Source organism: Rhodanobacter sp. K2T2, from assembly GCF_013408815.1.
Lineage (GTDB): Bacteria > Pseudomonadota > Gammaproteobacteria > Xanthomonadales > Rhodanobacteraceae > Rhodanobacter.
This window is the reverse complement of the sequence record NZ_JACCCA010000002.1, coordinates 39,824-57,868: the sequence shown is the minus strand read 5'-3', so window position 1 is coordinate 57,868 and position 18,045 is coordinate 39,824. Positions and strand designations below refer to the sequence as shown.

Sequence of the window (18,045 nt, the reverse complement as noted above, 5' to 3'; positions counted from 1 at the left end):
ATCTTTCTCTGCCAATAATCAGGATAAAACCGATTGAATCGAAAAAAGATTCGACTTGCCTTTGCGCTGCTCGCGCTACCTGTCGGTGTCCTGCACGGCGAGGTCGATGCGGTGCGGTTGCGCGAATTTGTTGCGACGATGCCGACGACCCCGCAAAGTCACGCATCGACTATCGTGCAAACGCCCGACGCGCTGGTGGCGGCCTGGTTCGGCGGCAGGCAGGAGCGCGATCCGAGCGTAGGCATCTGGCTTTCGCGCAAGCTCGCCGGGTCGTGGAGCGAACCGGTGGAAGTGGCCGATGGCGTACAGCCGGACGGCACGCGTCTGCCGTGCTGGAATCCGGTGCTTTTTCTGCCGCGGCACGGCCCGCTGCTGCTGTTCTACAAGGTCGGGCCCGATCCGCAGCATTGGTGGGGCATGCTGAAAACATCATCCGACCAGGGCTCGCACTGGCGTAGCGCACGTCGACTTCCCGACGGTGTGCTGGGGCCGATAAAGAACAAGCCGGTGCAGCTTGCCGATGGCAGCATCGTCAGTTCGACCAGTCGCGAAGACGGAGCCTGGCGCATCCAGTTCGAGCGCTCAATCGATGGCGGCAAGCAGTGGACACAGGCCCAGCCGGTGCCCAATCCGCAACACATCGAGGCGATTCAGCCCAGCGTGCTGCGCTGGCCGCACGACACGCTTCAGGCGATTGGCCGTACGCGACAAAATCGCCTATTCAGCACGTGGTCGCAGGACGATGGCCGACACTGGTCGCCGCTGCGCTTGCTGGATGTGGCCAATCCGAATTCGGGCATCGACGCGGTGCGGCTTAAAGACGGTCGCGCCCTGCTGGTCTACAACCCGACGCCGCATGGCACCGACTGGTGGGACGGCCGCGGGGTGCTGGCCGTTGCGCTGTCGCGCGACGGCGAACACTGGACGCGCGCGCTCACGTTGGAAAACGAGCCGGGCGCGGAGTTCTCCTATCCGGCGGTGATCCAGACGCGCGATGAGCTGGTGCACATCGTCTATACCTGGAAGCGCCAGCGTATCCGCCATATCGTGCTCGATCCGTCCCTGCTCTGCGCGGCGTCGTCCACGCCGCACTGTGGCGGCGCTACCTCGGTGTTGGATCACCATCATCGTGCCGGCATCAATGATGCCCAGCCAGCTGTCGCGCCGCGCATACAGCAGCTAGGCGCGCATCGCAATGGCGGCAGCGCGCAAGGTTCATGCTTGGGCCAAGCCGAAAAGCGCGCCGCCTTATTTATCCGCCGCCGCGCTTACGAGCGCTTCTTCCGCGGCAGCGGATGATGCTTGTCGGCCGAGGCGATGTGCTTGGTCGCGGCCTTCACGCGCTTCTCGGCACCGGGAGCACGCGCCGCCTTGTTGGCCTTGTGCGCTTTGAGGTGAGGCGCGAGGAAATGACCGGTGTGCGAGCTGGCCGTGGCGGCCACCGTTTCCGGCGTGCCGGCGACCAGGATCTGGCCACCGCCGGCGCCACCTTCGGGGCCGAGATCGACGATCCAGTCGGCGGTCTTGATCACGTCGAGGTTGTGCTCGATCACCACCACCGTATTGCCCTGGTCGACCAGCTGGTGCAGCACGTCGAGCAACTGCTCGATATCGTGGAAGTGCAGGCCGGTGGTCGGCTCATCGAGAATGTACAAGGTGCGTCCGGTGTCGCGTTTGGACAGCTCCTTGGAGAGCTTCACGCGCTGCGCTTCACCGCCGGACAGCGTGGTCGCGCTCTGGCCGAGCTTGATGTAGTCCAGACCGACCGCACGCAAGGTATCGAGCTTGCGCGCAATCGTCGGCACGTTCTCGAACAGCTTCAGCGCGTCCTCCACCGTCATGTCCAGCACGTCGGCGATGGTGTGGCCCTTGTAGAGAATGGCCAGCGTTTCGCGGTTGTACCGCTTGCCGGCGCAGACGTCGCACGGCACGTAGACGTCCGGTAGAAAGTGCATCTCCACCTTGATCATCCCATCGCCTTCGCACGCCTCGCAGCGGCCGCCGCGCACGTTGAAGCTGAAGCGGCCCGCGGTATAGCCACGCGAACGGGCTTCGGGTACCTGCGCGAACATCTCGCGCAACGGCGTGAACAGGCCGGTGTAGGTGGCCGGATTGGAGCGCGGCGTGCGGCCGATCGGCGACTGGTCGATATCGACCACCTTGTCGAACAGGTCCATGCCTTCGATCGATGCGTACGGGGCCGGCGTGGTGCCGGCACCGTTGAGTTCCGATGCGGCCAGCGAAAACAGCGTGTCGTTGATCAGGGTCGACTTGCCCGAGCCGGAAACGCCGGTGACGCAGGTGAACAGGCCGGCCGGAATCGCCAGGTCGACGTTCTTGAGGTTATTGCCGCTGGCGCCTTTCAGATGCAGCCAGGACGCCTTGTCGATCGGCTGACGACGCTCCTTCGGCACTTCGATCGCGCGTTTGCCCGACATGAATTGCCCGGTGATCGAGCGAGGCGACGCAAGCAGATCCTTGAACGTGCCTTGCGCAACCACTTCACCGCCGTGCACGCCGGCGCCGGGGCCGATATCGAGCACATGGTCGGCCATGCGGATGGCGTCCTCGTCGTGCTCGACCACGATCACCGTATTGCCGAGGTCGCGCAGACGCGTCAGCGTGCCGAGCAGGCGCTCGTTGTCGCGCTGGTGCAGGCCGATTGACGGTTCGTCCAGTACGTACATCACGCCCACCAGGCCGGCGCCGATCTGCGACGCCAGCCGGATGCGCTGCGCTTCGCCGCCCGACAGCGTGTCGGCCTGGCGATCGAGGGTAAGGTAGTTGAGACCGACGTCGTTGAGAAAGGTCAGCCGCTCGCGGATTTCCTTGACGATCTTCGCCGCGATCTCGCCGCGCCAGCCGGTCAGCTTCAGGGTCTCGAAAAACGTCAGCGTGTCGTCGATCGAGCGATGGGTCAGCGACGGCAGCGCATGATTGGCCACGAATACGTTGCGCGCCGAGCGATTCAGCCGCTGGCCGTCGCAGGTGGGGCAGGGTTTGTCGCTGATGTACTTGGCCAGCTCCTCGCGTACAGCAGCGGATTCGGTTTCCTTATAGCGCCGGTCGAGGTTCGGCAGGATGCCTTCGAACGCATGCTCGCGGGTGACCTTGCCGCCGCGCTCGGTGATGTAGCGGAACGCGATTTTTTCCTTGCCGCTGCCGAACAGGATGGCTTTTTGGACGTCCGCGGAGAGCGACTTCCATGGCTTGTCCACATCGAACTTGTAGTGCGCCGCCAGCGACAGAATCAACTGGAAATAATGCGCGTTGCGCCGATCCCAGCCGCGCACCGCACCGCCGGCCAGGCTCAGCTCGGGATGACCGACCACGCGGGCCGGATCGAATACCTGGGTCACACCCAGACCGTCGCAATCCGGGCAGGCACCGACCGGTGAGTTGAACGAAAACAGCCGCGGCTCCAGCTCCGGCAGTGAGTAATCGCACAATGGGCAGGAGAAGCGCGAGGACAGCATCTGCTCTTTCGCCTTGGCATCGTCCATATCGACGACGATGACGAGCCCGTCGCCGAGCCGCAATGCCGTCTCGAACGATTCAGCCAGCCGCTGCTTGATGTCCTCGCGCGGGCGAAAGCGGTCGATCACCGCTTCGATGGTGTGCTTCTGCCGCAGCGTCAGTGGCGGCACAGCGTCGAGGTCGTAAACGGTGCCATCGACGCGGGCACGCACGAAGCCCTGCGCGCGCAGCTGGTCGAATACCTGCACGTGTTCGCCCTTGCGCTCGCGGATCACGGGCGCCAGCAGCATGTAGCGCTTCTCGCTGTCCATCGCCAGGGTCGCATCGACCATCTGGCTCACCGTCTGCGCTTCCAACGGAATGCCGTGGTCCGGACAGCGCGGCGTGCCGACGCGCGCAAACAGCAGGCGCAGGTAGTCGTATACCTCAGTAATCGTGCCGACGGTGGAGCGCGGGTTGTGCGAGGTGGATTTCTGCTCGATCGAGATCGCCGGCGACAGCCCTTCGATATGATCGACGTCGGGCTTTTCCATGATCGACAGGAACTGCCGCGCATAGGCCGACAGCGATTCGACGTAGCGCCGCTGGCCCTCCGCGTAGATGGTGTCGAACGCCAGCGACGATTTGCCGGAGCCGGACAGGCCGGTAATCACGATCAGCTTGTCCCGCGGCAGATCGATGTCGATGTTTTTGAGATTGTGCGTGCGTGCGCCGCGGATTTTGATCGTGTCCATGACGCTCGGATTTTGGGGTGGAGGTGGACTATAACAACCTGGGTTGTGGCGTCCTTGTGTGCGTCTTCGGCCGATGTCGCCGAGCGATGACAGCGCGAGCACGGGGCGATCGTGAACAGGCTCTTAGGGATCGGCCGTGCCGATCGGGCCGGAGGTCACGGCAGTCAGCTGCGGTTTGCGGGCCGGGCGACGTATCTGGTTACTATGTGAAGCTCAGATCACGAAGTCGTTTCGAACGGAAGGTAGATAGATGGCAATGCGCAAGCGTCTCGGCTTTGTTGCCGGCATTGTGCTGGCAGTGGCGACCGCCCAGGTCTTTGCCGCGCAGCCCACCGAGCAGCAGGTTCGTCGGCTGATGGACGCGATCGGGCTGGGCAAGTCGTTGAGCCAGATGAATACCCAGGTCGCCACCAGCATGAAGCAGGCGCTGCCGTGCGTGTCCTCCAACTATTGGCAGGACTATATCGACGACAACAGCAGCAAGGACTTTGTCGGCCGCCTTGTGCCGATCTACCAGAAGCATTTCACTGCCGACGAGGTGGACGGCATGGTGAAGTTCTACAGCTCCCCACTGGGTCAGAAGGTGCTCACGGAAATGCCGTTGGCCCTGGCCGAAGCCAATCAGGCCGGCCAGCAGTGGAGTCACGACCATACCCAGCAGATGATTGCCAAGCTCGAGCAGGCGGGCACGCTCGGGGCAGACGGTCGTTGCCCGGCGTCGTTCGTCGGAAACCCGGCCTCCGCCGGCTCCTCAGCTACCGTTTCCGAGGACTCGAGCCCCGATGCGACCGACGCCGCGGATGTCGCGGTCGTACCACACACCACCTCGTCCTCCCGGCATCATCACGGGCATACGCCGGTCAAAAAGCACACCACCACCAAAAAGGCTGCGCCTGCCAAAAAAGCCGCCGCCACGAAGAAAGGCGCCGCGGCAAAGGCGACGACGCCATCCAAGACGCCGGCCAAGCACCACACCACCGCCAAAAAGCCCGCTTCCGGAACCCCGAAAACCACGCCAGCCGGCCAGTGAGCAGGGTCGCCCCGGCAAGACGGTAGGGCGTCGGGAACGAGGGCGTGGTCAGTATTTGACCAGCGCGGGCTCAGGTCGTTATAATCCGCGGTTCGCCAAGCCGTGATTGGGCTATGGCGGTACCCAAGAGAATAACTAAAGAAGGGCAATACGATGAGTTACGCAGTCATCAAGACCGGTGGCAAGCAGTACCGCGTACAGCAGGGCGACGTCCTGCGCGTGGAGTTGCTGAACGCCGAAGAAGGCGCGACCTTCAACTTCGACCAGGTGCTGATGCATGGCATCGGTGAGTCGGTCGTTGTGGGCGCACCGCTGGTTGATGGAGTCACCGTCAGCGCCACCATTCGCAAGCATGGTCGCGCGGATAAGATTCGCATCATCAAGTTCCGCCGCCGCAAGCATTACAAGCGTCAGCAGGGACATCGCCAGCATTTCACCGAAATCGAAATCACGGGCATCAACGCCTGAGCATCTGGAGACTTAAGTCATGGCACATAAAAAAGGCGTAGGTTCCAGCCGCAACGGCCGCGATTCGAACCCGAAATACCTGGGCGTGAAGATTTACGGCGGCCAGGCCATCGAAGCAGGCAACATCATCGTGCGTCAGCGCGGCACCCAGTTCCATCCGGGTACCGGCGTCGGCCTCGGCCGCGACCACACGCTGTTCGCGCTGGTTGACGGCACGGTGCAGTTCAAGATCCGCGGCGACAAGAATCGCCGCTTCGTCGACGTCGTTCAGGCGTAAGCCTCCAGCGATGCGATATCGAACGCCCCGCTTCGGCGGGGTTTTTCATTTTTAGAGCGGGAACGGGGAATGGGGAACAGGGAACGGTGAGCCGAAGCCGGAGCTACCATGACTTTCCCGTTCCCCGTTCCCCGTTCCCCGCTTTATTTTCCCGGACCTACGCATGAAATTCGTCGACGAAGCCAATATCAAAGTTCTTGCCGGTGACGGTGGCAATGGCTGCATCAGCTTTCGCCGCGAAAAATTCATTCCCTTCGGTGGCCCGGATGGCGGCGATGGTGGATTTGGCGGCTCGGTCTGGCTGGTCGCCGACGAAGGTCTGAACACGCTGGTCGACTTCCGCCATCAGCGCAGCTTCAAGGCCAAGCGTGGCGAGAACGGCATGGGCAGCCAGATGTACGGCAAGGGTGGGGAGGACACCACCATCCGCGTGCCGGTCGGCACCATGATCACCAATGTCGATACCGACGAAGTGATCGGCGACCTGACCAGCCACGGCCAGCGCATGCTGGTGGCGCAGGGCGGCAAGGGCGGTCTGGGCAATATCCACTTCAAGACCTCGGTCAACCGGGCGCCGCGCAAGGCCACGCCGGGTACGCCGGGCGAAGCGCGCGAGCTGAAGCTGGAGTTGCGCCTGCTCGCCGACGTTGGTCTGCTGGGTTTTCCGAATGCCGGCAAGTCGACCTTCATTCGCGCCGTATCGGCCGCCACGCCGCGGGTAGCCGACTACCCGTTCACCACGCTGGTGCCGAATCTCGGCGTGGTCAGTCTGGGTGTCGATCAGAGTTTCGTGATCGCCGATATTCCCGGTTTGATCGAGGGCGCGGCCGATGGTGCCGGCCTGGGTATCCAGTTTCTACGCCATGTGGCGCGCACCAGCCTGCTGCTGCATCTGGTCGATATCGCGCCGGTCGACGATATCGATGTGGCCGGACAGGTACGTGCGATCGAGCAGGAGCTGGCCAAGTTCAATCCCGAGCTGCTGGAGCGTCCGCGCTGGCTGGTGCTGAACAAGGCCGACATGCTGGACGAAGACGAGCGCCAGGCCGTCGCCGAAAAAATCATCGCCGAACTCGAGTGGACCCAGCCGTGGTTCCTGGTCTCGGCCATCGCCCGCGAAAACACGATGAACGTCTGCCAGCACGTGCAGCGCTTCTTCGAGTCACAGCGCGAAGCCCACGTCGGACGCGTCGACATGCTGCCCAATGACGTGCGCCTGCGCGGCGAAGAGCCCTCGGCTTAACATCAGTGAAGGTTCTGCCGGCAGAGCCTTTCGAGCAGGATTCTTTTACGTCGGCTGCCGTTCCGGTCGTTTTAGTGCACTGCGCAAGCGCAGACGCCGTCGGTTTTTCCACAGATCGATCGACCAGATTAAAACGGCGACGCCAGCCAGCACGCCCGGCAGGAACGCGATATCGTCCGCGGCAACGTTGCTTTCTTTCAGCGCGTGCACGATCTGGCTCAGCACTACTGCGATGATCCAGATAAAGCGTCGCCCGACCGCAAAGATCTTGCCGCCGCCCTGCCGCCGGCCGTAACGACGTATGGCTAGCAGCGTTGCGGGAAGCATGAGTAGCAGGCTGGTCGAAGGGAAGGGCGATATCGTCAGCAGCATGCCCGCCGTACATAGCAGGGGTACCAGCAGCAGGCAGAGCCATGGCCACCGCGCTGGCAGCTCCTCGCGGCGCGAGTGCCAGTGGTCCAGCGGCAGCCACGCCATCAGCAGCGCCCAGGCCAGGCCTGCGGCAGCAGCACAGCCGACCAGAAAAAACGCAGGTCCCGCCGTAAATCTTTCGGGATAAACGCTGAAAACCAGTCCGCACAGCAGGCCGACCAGCAGCATGGCGAACATGCCTGCGATGCTGCGGGAGAGGCCCAGCAACAGACGTGGTTTGCTGACTTTTGTGCGGTCTGCCGCCGCCAGCCAGAACGCCAGCTGATTGCGCCGGATAAATACAGGCAAGGCGTCGTGCATGCCGCCAGTCAGTCGGCCGACGGTTTCGGCGATGCGGCGAGGCTTGGTCAGATCGAGGCCGGCCAGCAGCACCTGCGGCCAGTGAAACGGGCGCGCAAGCTGGCGCAGCGTGCGCTCTAGCTTTTTTCTGGCCGGCTTGTCCTGCATGTGCAGCCTTGCTGCCAGTTCGCCGCGGTGCTCCGGCTGCAGCTCCCACGCCAGCTGCGTTCGCCGCTGCAGCATCTGCAGCGCCAGCGGATCATGCCCGGCCAGCGCATGATCCAGATCGAAAAACCGCAGGACAGTACTCAGGCACGCCGCTGGCATCGGCGGCTCCTGGCGATAGATCTGCTGCACCAGCAGCCGGCCAGCCTGGGCCTTGAGCTGTAGCGACCATAGCGCGGGGTGACGGCCGAGCCAACGTTGCAGTTCGTCCGCGTCGCCTTTCGTTGCCAGCGCGATCGCCTCCTCGCAGAAGCCTTGCATCGAAAAAGTCTTTGCCGGAACCGACACTGGATTCGCGCCGATGCGCGCGTCGGAGGTATCTTCGGCCATGGATCGCGATACAGGCACTGCCGCTGATTCGACGGACGGGGCGGTATGGCCTGCAGGCGCTGCCTCGGTATCAACAGAAGGGGCCTCCGACAGCGCGCGCTGTCGACACCAGTCCAGCGCAGCCTGATAAGCCGCGTGCAGCTGCTGAAAGCCGGCGGGATCATCTTCCGGGCGCGTTTGCCGCAGTCGCTGCGCATAGGCGCGCTTGATCGCCCGTTCATCGGCATCCGCTGGCAAGCCCAGGCGCGCGAAGGGCGACATTCAGGGCGCTTCCAGCGTATTCATGGCCGTGGCGAACTCACGGCGATGCTCGCGAATGGCCAGCTCGTCCTGACTTTCCAGCGCGGCGCGAAAGCGCGCGATCCACTCTTGCAGAATGTCGCGTGCGTTCAGATGCTCCTCGTACAGGCGTTCGGCACGCGCGAGCAGGGCGATGTTTTCCTGCTTGCCGCGCGGATGGATTTTTATTTCTTCCAGTGCCGCCAGCCGCTCGCGGATCTGCTGCGGGCTCAGCACGCCGGGATTCTGTTCCAGCACCAGCTCGTAACGCCGGCTGCTGGCGTGCACCAGCGCTTCGACCTGCAGCACGCCGTTGATGTCGTAGGTGAAGCGCACGGTCACCAGGTTTTCCTGCACGGGCAGTGCGGGATCCAGCGGCACCGACAGCTCGCCGAGGCGGATGTTTTTTTCCACCAGCGGATTTTCGCCCTGATAGACGTCCAGCTGCATCAGCTTCTGACCTGCGTCGATGGGCGCAAAAGTCTTCTCACGGCTGACCGGCACGGTGCTGTTGCGGTGAATGATCGGCGCAAAGAAACCGCTCTGCGCACGACCCTGCGCGTCCCGCCGGGCCACCTCGGTGCCGAGCGAATACGGGCATACGTCGGTGAGGATGACTTCATCGAGTCGCTGGTCACGTGACTTTAGCCCGGCCGCCACGCAGGCGCCGAGTGCGATGGCCTGATCGGGGTTGATATGGCGCAGCGGCAGCCTGCCGAACATGCGCGATACCATGCGCGCGACCAGCGGCATGCGGCTGGCGCCGCCGACAAGAATAATTTCGTCCAGCTGTGCAGCCTGCAGTTTGGCGTCGCGCATGGCACGCTCGAGCGGCGCGCGCATGCGCTGCACTAGCGGCTCGGCCAGCCGTTCGAAACGGGCTTCATCGATCGTCCAGTCGATCGACTGTTCATCGAAACGCAGCTCGACACCGGCATGACCCTTCGCGCCCAGCTCACGCTTGGCGATCTCCAGCCGGCGGCGCAGCTGCCCGCGCTGTGCGGCGGTGATTCGTTCGGCATCGAGTTTCGCGTCGGCGAGACAGGTAGTCTCCAGCAGGTCGAGAAAATCCTCGCCGCCGAGAAAATTGTCGCCCGCGCTCGCATGCACCTCGACCACGCCATCGAACATTTCCAGCACCGACACGTCGAAGGTGCCGCCGCCCAGATCGAACACCAGAAACCGCGAGCCATCGGGCTTTTCCTGCAGGCCATACGCCAGTGCCGCGGCCGTCGGCTCGTTGATCAGCCGCTCGACGCGAATGCCGGCCAGCTCGCCGGCCACCCGCGTGGCCTTGCGCTGCGCGTCGGAAAAATAGGCCGGTACGCTGATCACCGCCTCGGTGACTTTTTCGCCGAGCGCTGCCGCCGCATCGGCGAGCAGCGAGCGCAGGATCAGCGCAGAGAGTTCTTCCGGGCGAAAGCGGTGCTGGCCCAGCGTGGTTTCGCGCGTGGTGCCCATCCATCGTTTGAAGCTGGCCACGCTCAGCGAGGGATGGCTGACCATCCGCTCGCGCGCCGCCTGTCCAACGATAATCTGGCCGTCGCTGTCGACGCTGACCGCCGAAGGCGTCAGGTAGTCGCCCAGCGCGTTGGTGAAAAGGCGCGGTCCCGAGTCGCCGTAGCAGCCGATCAGCGAATGGGTCGTGCCAAGATCGATACCTACAATCATCCGTAGCTCCCCTGGATCTCCAAAATCGTAGCGCGTGTTACATCCGAAACACGCCGAAGCGCTGCGGCTCGATCGGTGCGTTGAGCGATGCGGAAATCGCCAAGCCCAGAATGCGGCGGGTATCGGCCGGATCGATGATGCCGTCGTCCCACAGTCGCGCGCTGGCATAGTACGGATGACCCTGGCGCTCGTACTGATCGCGGATCGGCGCCTTGAAGGACTCCTCCTCTTCGGCAGTCCAGGTCTTGCCGGCGCCTTCGATGCCGTCGCGTTTCACGGTGGCGAGTACGGACGAAGCCTGTTCGCCACCCATTACCGAGATGCGCGCGTTCGGCCACATCCACAGAAAGCGGGCGCCATAGGCACGACCGCACATCGCGTAGTTGCCGGCGCCGAAGCTGCCGCCGATGACCACGGTGAATTTCGGCACGTGCGAACAGGCCACGGCGGTCACCATCTTGGCGCCGTCCTTGGCGATGCCGGCCTGCTCGTATTTCTTGCCGACCATGAAGCCGGTGATGTTCTGCAGAAACACCAGTGGCACGTTGCGCTGATTGCACAGCTCGATAAAGTGCGCGCCCTTGAGTGCGCTTTCCGCGAACAGGATGCCGTTGTTGGCGACGATGCCGACCGGATAACCATGGATGTGCGCGAAGCCGCAGACCAGGGTCTTGCCGTAGCGCGCCTTGAACTCGTGCAGCTCCGAGCCGTCGACGATGCGCGCGATCACCTCGCGGATATCGAACGGCTTGCGCGTGTCCTGCGGAATCACGCCGTAGAGTTCGTCAGTCGGATATTTCGGTTCGCGCGGCGCCAGCAGCGCGAGCGGGATGTGCTTTTTTCGATTGAGGCTGGCGACGATATCGCGCGCGATCGACAGGGCGTGCGCATCGTTCTCGGCATAGTGATCCGCGACGCCGGAAATGGACGTATGGACGTCCGCACCGCCGAGCGTTTCGGCATCGACCACTTCGCCCGTCGCCGCCTTCACCAGCGGCGGGCCGCCGAGGAAGATCGTGCCCTGCTCGCGCACGATGACGGTCTCGTCGCTCATCGCCGGCACATATGCGCCGCCGGCGGTGCACGAGCCCATCACCACGGCGATCTGCGGGATGTTCAGCGCCGACATGCGCGCCTGGTTGTAGAAAATGCGGCCGAAGTGCTCGCGGTCGGGAAACACCTCGTCCTGCAGCGGCAGAAACGCGCCGCCGGAGTCGACCAGGTAAACGCAGGGCAGATGATTTTCCAACGCCACTTCCTGCGCGCGCAGGTGTTTTTTCACCGTCATCGGGAAATACGTGCCGCCTTTGACGGTGGCGTCGTTGGCCACCACCACCACTTCGACGCCGTTGACGCGGCCGATGCCGGTAATGATGCCGGCAGCCGGCGCGGCGTCGTCGTACATGCCGTACGCGGCCAGCGCCGACAGTTCCAGAAACGGCGAGCCCGGATCGAGCAGGGCGCGAATGCGCTCGCGCGGCAGCAGCTTGCCGCGGGCTTCGTGCTTTTCGCGGGCCTTGGCGCCCCCGCCTTCGCTGCTGCGCGAGAGTTCGCGCTGCAGGTCATCGGTCACTGCGCGCAGCTGCGAGGCGCTGGCCTGGAATTCGGTGGAGCGGGGGTCGATCTGCGAAACGATCACGGTCATGGGACAGACTCGTCACTGTGTGCCATTACTGGCCGATCGCCGATGATAACCGGCGCCGACGGTCGATTGGATTATCGGGAATCGTGGTGAAGCTCAGGCCAAAAAAAACGGCCGCGCGTGGCGGCCGTTCTCTCGACTTGCTACGGCTTTATCCGAGGGATTAGTTGCCCTTGGAAGCGTCCTTGGCGGCATCTTTTGCGTTGCTGGCAGCGTCCTTGGCGGCGTCCTTGGCCTTGTCAGCCTGGTCGGCGGCGTTGGAAGCGGCGTCCTTGGACATCGACGTGGCCGTGCTGCTGTTGGCAGGCGACTGCGAAGACGCAGCGGCGGCAGCCTGCTGGGCCTGATTGGCAGCCTGGCTGGCGGCATCGGCCGAGGTCTTGGCCTGCTCAGCAGCCTGATTGGCTTCGGTGGACGGAGCCTGGGCGGCGGCCTGCTGTGCCTGATCCGAAGCCTGCTGTGCGGTGTCAGCCGACTTCTGCGCGTCCTGTGCGGAATCCTGCGCGCTGTTGCTGCAGGCGGCCAGCAAAGCGACGAGCGCAGAGGCGAGAAGGGTGCGCGTCAATTTCATGGGTGAATCTCCTAATTGCCGAGGAATGCCTTTTTGGCGGGCGTATTAATAACCGGTATGTTGTGACGACGCCACTTTTTTATAGTGAAACCGTCATACACATTAAAAGCCGGTTTATCTGCTCAGGCCGGCGTCGGCGATAGGAATGCTGGCCGCCGACGCTTCGCTAGGCATCAATCGAGCCGCTCGACCGCAATGGCCGTGGCCTCGCCGCCGCCGATGCACAGGGTGGCAATGCCGCGCTTGAGCCCACGATGTTTGAGTGCGTGCAGCAAGGTCACCACCAGTCGCGCGCCGCTGGCACCGATGGGATGGCCGAGCGCGCAGGCGCCGCCGTTGACGTTGATCTTGTCGTGCGCAATGCCCAGTTCGCGCATCGGCGTCATGGCGACCACGGCAAAGGCTTCGTTGATCTCGAACAGATCGACGTCATCTACGCTCCAGCCGGCTTTTTCCAGCACCTTCTGGATGGCCCCGACCGGTGCCGTGGTGAACCACTCCGGCGTCTGCGAGTGCGTGGCGTGTGCCACGATGCGCGCCAGCGGCTTCAGCCCACGCGTTTTTGCCTCGTCGGCGCAGAGCAGCACGACGGCCGCGGCACCGTCGGAAATGCTCGACGAACTGGCGGCGGTGATGGTGCCGTTCTCCTTGCGGAAGGCCGGGCGCAGCGTGGGAATCTTGGCGATGTCGGAACGGCCGGGCTGCTCGTCGGTATCGACCACTACATCGCCCTTGCGGCCGGCCACGGTGACCGGAACGATTTCGTCGGCGAACGCGCCGCTTTGCTGGGCCGCCTGCGCGCGTTTTACCGACTCGATCGCGTAAGCGTCCTGCTCTTCGCGGGTGAAATGGTATTTGTCGGCGCACAGCTCGCCGAACACGCCCATCGCCTTGCCGTCGTAAGGATTGGTCAGGCCATCCCAGGCCATATGGTCGACCAGCTGGCCGTCGCCGTAGCGGATGCCGGTGCGTGCGTTGACCATGTGCGGCGCGTTGGTCATCGACTCCATGCCGCCGGCCACCACGATGGCGGCCGAGCCGGCCTTGATCAGGTCGTTGCCCAGCATGATCGCCTTCATGCCCGAGCCGCAGACCTTGTTGATGGTGGTCGCGCCGGTGCCGAACGGCAGGCCGGCTTCCAGCGACGCCTGACGGGCGGGCGCCTGGCCGAGGTTGGCCGGCAGCACGCAGCCCATGATCACTTCGCTGACCTCGTCGGGCGCAAGGGTCGATTGCGCCAGCGCCGCGCGAATGGCCGCGGCTCCCAGCTTCGGCGTCGGCACGCCGGTGAACTGGCCGAGGAAGGAACCGATGGCCGTGCGCTTGGCACCGACGATGACGACGCTGATATCAGACATGGGTAACTCCGTTGGGACTGAGAAGGCGCAGACGCCCGATAGATAACCTTGGGATTATCCCAGTCCGCTGCCTGCGCCGGCAAATCGATCGGGGTTGTGCTGGCGTGCGCATTTCGGCGTGTTCCATTCGGATTTCGTTGTGAGAAGATAATCGCGGGGGACGGCTGGCGTCGGTTTCGTCGAAACGCGGCCGTCAATGGAAACGCTTTCTGGGGATGGCGTCATGAAACGAATGGATGCGGGCATACGCTCGCGCGACTGGATGCTGGTTGCCGGCGCCTTGCTCGGTCTGAATGCCTGCGGCGGCGGTGGCGGCAACGTGAAGCCGGCCCCTGTTTCCGCGCCGGCCCCTGCGCCGGCTCCCGCACCAGCTCCAGCCCCCGCACCGGCGCCTTCACCGCCACAGCCGCCGATCGATGCGCAACTGGCGCTGACCAATACGTACGCCGCGCATACCGAGGGCTTCAACGGCGCCGGTGTCACCATCGGCATCGTCGATACCGGCGTGATGGCCAATCATCCCGCGTTGGCCGGTCGCGTCGTCAAGGAGCTGACCTACGTCGACCCGACCACCAACAACCTCAGCGTAGACGATGTCGTCGGTCACGGTACCTGGGTGTCGGAAATCGCCGCCGGTGCGCCCTTCGCTCAATTTCCCGGCGGCATCGCACCGGGTGCGGATATCGTCTCGGCGCGGATCATCGACGACAACGCCGGCGACGACAACGGTTCCACGCCGCCTTCTACGGTTACCTCATCGGACCCACTGGGGCAGGTCAGCAGCGATCTGATCGCCGCCGGCGTCAAGGTGATGAACAACTCCTGGGGCGGCATTTCCTGGAGCGCCAGCGATACGGCCACCACCCAGAGTTTCCACGACGCCTACAACACCTATATCAACAGCTGGGGCGGTCTGGTGGTGTTTGCGGCCGGCAACGATTCCGAGGCCAACCCCAGCACGATCGCCGCGCTGCCGAGTCTGGCGCCCGATCTGCAAAAAGGCTGGCTCACCGTGGTGGCGGTAAACAGCAACAATCCCACGCAGCTCGAGAGTTATTCCAACCAGTGCGGCATCGCGATGGATTATTGCCTGGCCGCACCGGGCGACGTGATCGTCAGCGGCAAGGACGATACGACAACGAGCGCCAGCTATTACATCGTCGAAGGCACCTCGCTGGCGGCGCCCCAGGTATCGGGCGCCGCTGCGCTGGTGTGGCAGGCGTATCCGTATTTCAGCAACGACCTCGTGCGCCAGACCCTGCTGGGAACGGCCGATCCGCTGGGCGGTTCGCAGCCCAACCCGACATTCGGCTACGGCGAGCTCGACGTCGGTCGCGCGGTGAATGGCCCGGCGCGCTTCGACTGGGGTGACGTCACGGTCAGCTTCAGCGGCAATTCCAGTTGGAACAATCCGATCAGCGGCGCGGGCGGGTTGATCAAGCAGGGCAGCGGCACGCTGAACCTGACCCAGCCCTCCAGCTACACCGGCATGACACAGGTGCAGGGCGGCACATTGACCGCAGCCTCGCTGGCAGCGAGCGTCACGATTGCCAACGGCGGCACGCTCGACAGCACGCCGCAGATCGGCGGTAGCGTCAGCAATGCCGGCACGCTGAACGCCGGCAGCAGCAACGTGAACGTGGCCGGCAATTACACCCAGCAGGCCGGTGGGCGTCTGGGCGTGTCGCTGGGCTCGGCCCTGCACGTGGCCGGCACCGCCACCCTGAGCGGCGGCGATCTTTACGTCACCGGTGCGAACCAGGGCTACGTCGTCAACTCGCATACCGATGTGCTCGATGCCGCGGGTGGCCTGAGCGGCACGTTCTCGGCGCTCGATGCCGCGCCCAACGTGATGCTCACCGCCTCGCTCGCCTACGACGCCAACAGCGCCTGGCTCAACGTGCAACAAGTGAATGTGACCGCCGTGCCCGGCGTCACCTACACGGCCGCTTCGTACGGCGCCGCAACGCGTGTGCAGAGCGCGTTTCAGCAGATCGACGCACAGCTCGCCAACGCGGCGGCAAGCGGCTCGTCGAGCGCCACCGCCTCGGCCGCCGGCATGAAACCGATCAGCACCGATTTCATGGTCGGCGCGGCCAGCCTGCAGCAGTCGGCCACGTCAGCCGTGGCGCAGCGGTCGCTGGAAAGTCTGTCCGGTCAGATCTACGGCGCCAGCGCCGCGATGACCCTGCAGGCTATCGATGCCGGCACGCAGGCGCTTTCCGATCGCTTCGTCAGCCTGCTCGACGCGCCGCGCATCGGTGCGTGGACGCAGAGCCTCGGCTATCGCGGCGATCTGCAGCGCAGCGGTTACAGCAGCCTCGGTTACGACCTCAGCGGCTGGATGGCCGGCGCCGACCAGCGTATCGGCGGCAACGGCGTGATCGGTTATGCGCTGAGCCAGAGTCAGGGCCTGGGGCAGCTCGACGAAAGCGCCGATCAAGGCCGCAGCCACGCGATCGAGGGCATGTTCTACGGCGGCGTGATCAATGGCGCGTGGTACACCATGGGCCGTTTCGGCGTCGGCAGCTACCGCGAAAACATCCGTCGCTACGTGCAGCTCGGCGATCAGGTCGCCGGCACCGCCAGCATCAGCAACGGTCGCTATGGCGTGGCCTACGGCGAGAGCGGCTACCGGTTCTTGCTGGGCAATACCCAAGTTACGCCGTACATGAATCTGCAGTACGCGCAGATCCAGCACGACGGTTTCGACGAGCAGGGTGCGGATGGCTTCGGCCTGAAATCCGCGGCGCAAACCTCGGCTCGCTGGCAGGCCGGCGCGGGCCTGCGCGCAGCGCGCAACTGGACCCTCAGCGACGGCAGTAAGCTCAGCTGGCAGACCAGAGTCTTATGGCAGCAGTCCTTCGGCGTGCGCGGCGACGCGTTCGATGCCAGCTTCAGCGGCGTCAACCAGTTTGCCCCGGTCGAGGGCATCGGCCTGGCGCGCGACAGCGGCATCATCGGCACCTCGCTGGACTGGACGCTCACACCGCGCACGCGGCTCGCGTTCGGCCTCGACCAATACGTCGGGCAGCGCCAGCAGGCCACCATGGCGACCGCCGATATCAGCTGGACGTTCGACTGATTTCTACGCGGCCGATGAAAGCACCGACGATCCCGCGATCGTCGGCGCAATCGTCGTTGGTAGTTGTCGTGACACCTGCCGGCGCTGCTGCCGGCGCCAGTATCGCACCACCCTGATCGATGCTGAGGCGCCGCTAACAAACCGTCAGACCAGCAGCACCTGCACCCCGGCGGTCCGCAGCGTGTCGACGGCGTGTGCATCCGCGCTGCTGTCGGTAATCACCATATGCAGGTTGTGCACCGGGGTGATCACCGACAGGCTGCGCTGGCCCAGCTTGCTGGCGTCGAGTACCGCGATCGTCTGGCGTGAGACGCGGATCATCAGCGCATTCAAGGCGGCCTCGAGTGGGTCCGGCGTGGTGACGCCCACTTCGGGGTCGAGACCGTCGACGCCGAGAAAAAGTCGATCGGCGGAAAGCTTCGCCAGGGCCTGTTCGGCATCCGGGCCGACCAGCGAATACGAGGTTTGTCGCAGCAGGCCGCCCAGCATCATCACGCGGATCGGCGGCAGACCCGACAGCTCCATCGCGATGTTCAAGGCATTCGTAATCACGGTCAGCGATTCGAACTTCATCTGACGGATTTGCCGCGCGATCTCCACCGTGGTGGAGCCGGAATCGAGGATGATCGTTTCGCCGTCCTGAATCATCTTCGCAGCGGCCTGGCCGATGCGCAGCTTCTGCGCATGCCAGCGGGTTTCTTTGATATTGAGCGGGGTATCGTTCGTCGCCGCGGCAATCGGCAGCGCGCCGCCGTGCGAGCGGGCAATGACCGAGTTGCGCGCCAGCATGTCCAGATCCGCTCGAATGGTGACCGTCGATGTACCGAAGCGTGTCGCCAGTTCCTCGACTGTGGCACGCCCTTGCTGCTCTACCAGTTCAACGATCAGGCGGCGGCGCTCCTCGACCAGCAGGCGGGGCGAGGCAGTGGGGGTTTCGCTCATGG

General features: G+C 64.2%; 12 protein-coding genes and 1 pseudogene. 6 read left to right on the top strand and 7 right to left on the bottom strand.

Annotation, left to right across the window (positions count from 1 at the left end; genetic code table 11):
- The first annotated feature begins 33 nt into the window (after positions 1 to 33).
- Positions 34 to 1,299: a sialidase family protein gene (locus HDE78_RS03655; RefSeq protein ID WP_255457614.1), complete on the top strand. Its 1,266-nt coding sequence runs from the start codon at positions 34 to 36 to the stop codon at positions 1,297 to 1,299.
- Positions 1,300 to 1,400: 101 nt separating this feature from the next.
- On the opposite strand, the pseudogene uvrA reads toward HDE78_RS03655, so the two are convergent.
- Positions 1,401 to 4,211, bottom strand: a pseudogene (uvrA, locus tag HDE78_RS03650) (excinuclease ABC subunit UvrA); the annotation flags it as partial.
- A gap of 256 nt (positions 4,212 to 4,467) precedes the next feature.
- Here uvrA and HDE78_RS03645 point away from each other — a divergent pair.
- From HDE78_RS03645 to cgtA, 4 genes are all read left to right on the top strand, one after another.
- Positions 4,468 to 5,241: a DUF2059 domain-containing protein gene (locus tag HDE78_RS03645; RefSeq protein ID WP_255457612.1), complete on the top strand. Its 774-nt coding sequence runs from the start codon at positions 4,468 to 4,470 to the stop codon at positions 5,239 to 5,241.
- A gap of 153 nt (positions 5,242 to 5,394) precedes the next feature.
- On the top strand, positions 5,395 to 5,709 hold the full coding sequence (gene rplU, locus HDE78_RS03640) for a 50S ribosomal protein L21 (RefSeq protein ID WP_179477175.1): 315 nt from the start codon (positions 5,395 to 5,397) through the stop codon (positions 5,707 to 5,709).
- A gap of 19 nt (positions 5,710 to 5,728) precedes the next feature.
- The gene (gene rpmA / locus HDE78_RS03635; RefSeq protein WP_179477174.1) at positions 5,729 to 5,986 is read left to right on the top strand and encodes a 50S ribosomal protein L27; all 258 of its coding nucleotides are present in this window, start codon (positions 5,729 to 5,731) and stop codon (positions 5,984 to 5,986) included.
- A 163-nt stretch (positions 5,987 to 6,149) separates the two neighbouring features.
- Entirely contained in the window at positions 6,150 to 7,229 is a 1,080-nt protein-coding gene (cgtA, locus tag HDE78_RS03630) for an Obg family GTPase CgtA (RefSeq protein WP_179477173.1), read from the top strand.
- Positions 7,230 to 7,274: 45 nt separating this feature from the next.
- Here cgtA and HDE78_RS03625 read toward each other — a convergent pair whose 3' ends face one another.
- The 5 genes from HDE78_RS03625 to HDE78_RS03605 form a co-directional block, all read right to left on the bottom strand.
- Positions 7,275 to 8,756 carry a J domain-containing protein gene (locus HDE78_RS03625; RefSeq protein ID WP_179477172.1) on the bottom strand — a complete coding sequence of 494 codons (1,482 nt, stop codon included), beginning with the start codon at positions 8,754 to 8,756 and terminating at the stop codon, positions 7,275 to 7,277.
- Positions 8,757 to 10,445, bottom strand: coding sequence for a molecular chaperone HscC (locus HDE78_RS03620; RefSeq protein ID WP_179477171.1), 1,689 nt, complete (start codon positions 10,443 to 10,445; stop codon positions 8,757 to 8,759).
- Positions 10,446 to 10,482: 37 nt separating this feature from the next.
- The gene (locus HDE78_RS03615; protein ID WP_179477170.1) at positions 10,483 to 12,090 is read right to left on the bottom strand and encodes a carboxyl transferase domain-containing protein; all 1,608 of its coding nucleotides are present in this window, start codon (positions 12,088 to 12,090) and stop codon (positions 10,483 to 10,485) included.
- Positions 12,091 to 12,250: 160 nt separating this feature from the next.
- Positions 12,251 to 12,658: a hypothetical protein gene (locus HDE78_RS03610; RefSeq protein WP_179477169.1), complete on the bottom strand. Its 408-nt coding sequence runs from the start codon at positions 12,656 to 12,658 to the stop codon at positions 12,251 to 12,253.
- Between the two features lie 173 nt (positions 12,659 to 12,831).
- Positions 12,832 to 14,016: an acetyl-CoA C-acyltransferase gene (locus tag HDE78_RS03605; RefSeq protein ID WP_179477168.1), complete on the bottom strand. Its 1,185-nt coding sequence runs from the start codon at positions 14,014 to 14,016 to the stop codon at positions 12,832 to 12,834.
- 223 nt (positions 14,017 to 14,239) lie between these two features.
- Between HDE78_RS03605 and HDE78_RS03600 the strand changes: the two genes are divergently transcribed.
- Entirely contained in the window at positions 14,240 to 17,101 is a 2,862-nt protein-coding gene (locus HDE78_RS03600) for a S8 family serine peptidase (RefSeq protein WP_179477167.1), read from the top strand.
- A 144-nt stretch (positions 17,102 to 17,245) separates the two neighbouring features.
- Here HDE78_RS03600 and agaR read toward each other — a convergent pair whose 3' ends face one another.
- Positions 17,246 to 18,043 (bottom strand): transcriptional repressor AgaR, encoded by a 798-nt coding sequence (gene agaR, locus HDE78_RS03595; protein WP_179477166.1) that lies wholly within the window; start codon positions 18,041 to 18,043, stop codon positions 17,246 to 17,248.
- Positions 18,044 to 18,045: the final 2 nt, after the last annotated feature.

Excerpts from the sequence above, each read along its gene's own strand:
- HDE78_RS03645 (WP_255457612.1), top strand. The coding sequence starts at position 4,468 with ATGCGCAAGCGTCTCGGCTTTGTTGCCGGCATTGTGCTGGCAGTGGCG.
- agaR (WP_179477166.1), bottom strand. The coding sequence starts at position 18,043 with ATGAGCGAAACCCCCACTGCCTCGCCCCGCCTGCTGGTCGAGGAGCGC.
- cgtA (WP_179477173.1), top strand. The coding sequence starts at position 6,150 with ATGAAATTCGTCGACGAAGCCAATATCAAAGTTCTTGCCGGTGACGGT.
- HDE78_RS03615 (WP_179477170.1), bottom strand. The coding sequence starts at position 12,090 with ATGACCGTGATCGTTTCGCAGATCGACCCCCGCTCCACCGAATTCCAG.
- rplU (WP_179477175.1), top strand. The coding sequence starts at position 5,395 with ATGAGTTACGCAGTCATCAAGACCGGTGGCAAGCAGTACCGCGTACAG.
- HDE78_RS03610 (WP_179477169.1), bottom strand. The coding sequence starts at position 12,658 with ATGAAATTGACGCGCACCCTTCTCGCCTCTGCGCTCGTCGCTTTGCTG.
- rpmA (WP_179477174.1), top strand. The coding sequence starts at position 5,729 with ATGGCACATAAAAAAGGCGTAGGTTCCAGCCGCAACGGCCGCGATTCG.
- HDE78_RS03620 (WP_179477171.1), bottom strand. The coding sequence starts at position 10,445 with ATGATTGTAGGTATCGATCTTGGCACGACCCATTCGCTGATCGGCTGC.
- HDE78_RS03600 (WP_179477167.1), top strand. The coding sequence starts at position 14,240 with ATGAAACGAATGGATGCGGGCATACGCTCGCGCGACTGGATGCTGGTT.
- HDE78_RS03625 (WP_179477172.1), bottom strand. The coding sequence starts at position 8,756 with ATGTCGCCCTTCGCGCGCCTGGGCTTGCCAGCGGATGCCGATGAACGG.
- HDE78_RS03605 (WP_179477168.1), bottom strand. The coding sequence starts at position 14,016 with ATGTCTGATATCAGCGTCGTCATCGTCGGTGCCAAGCGCACGGCCATC.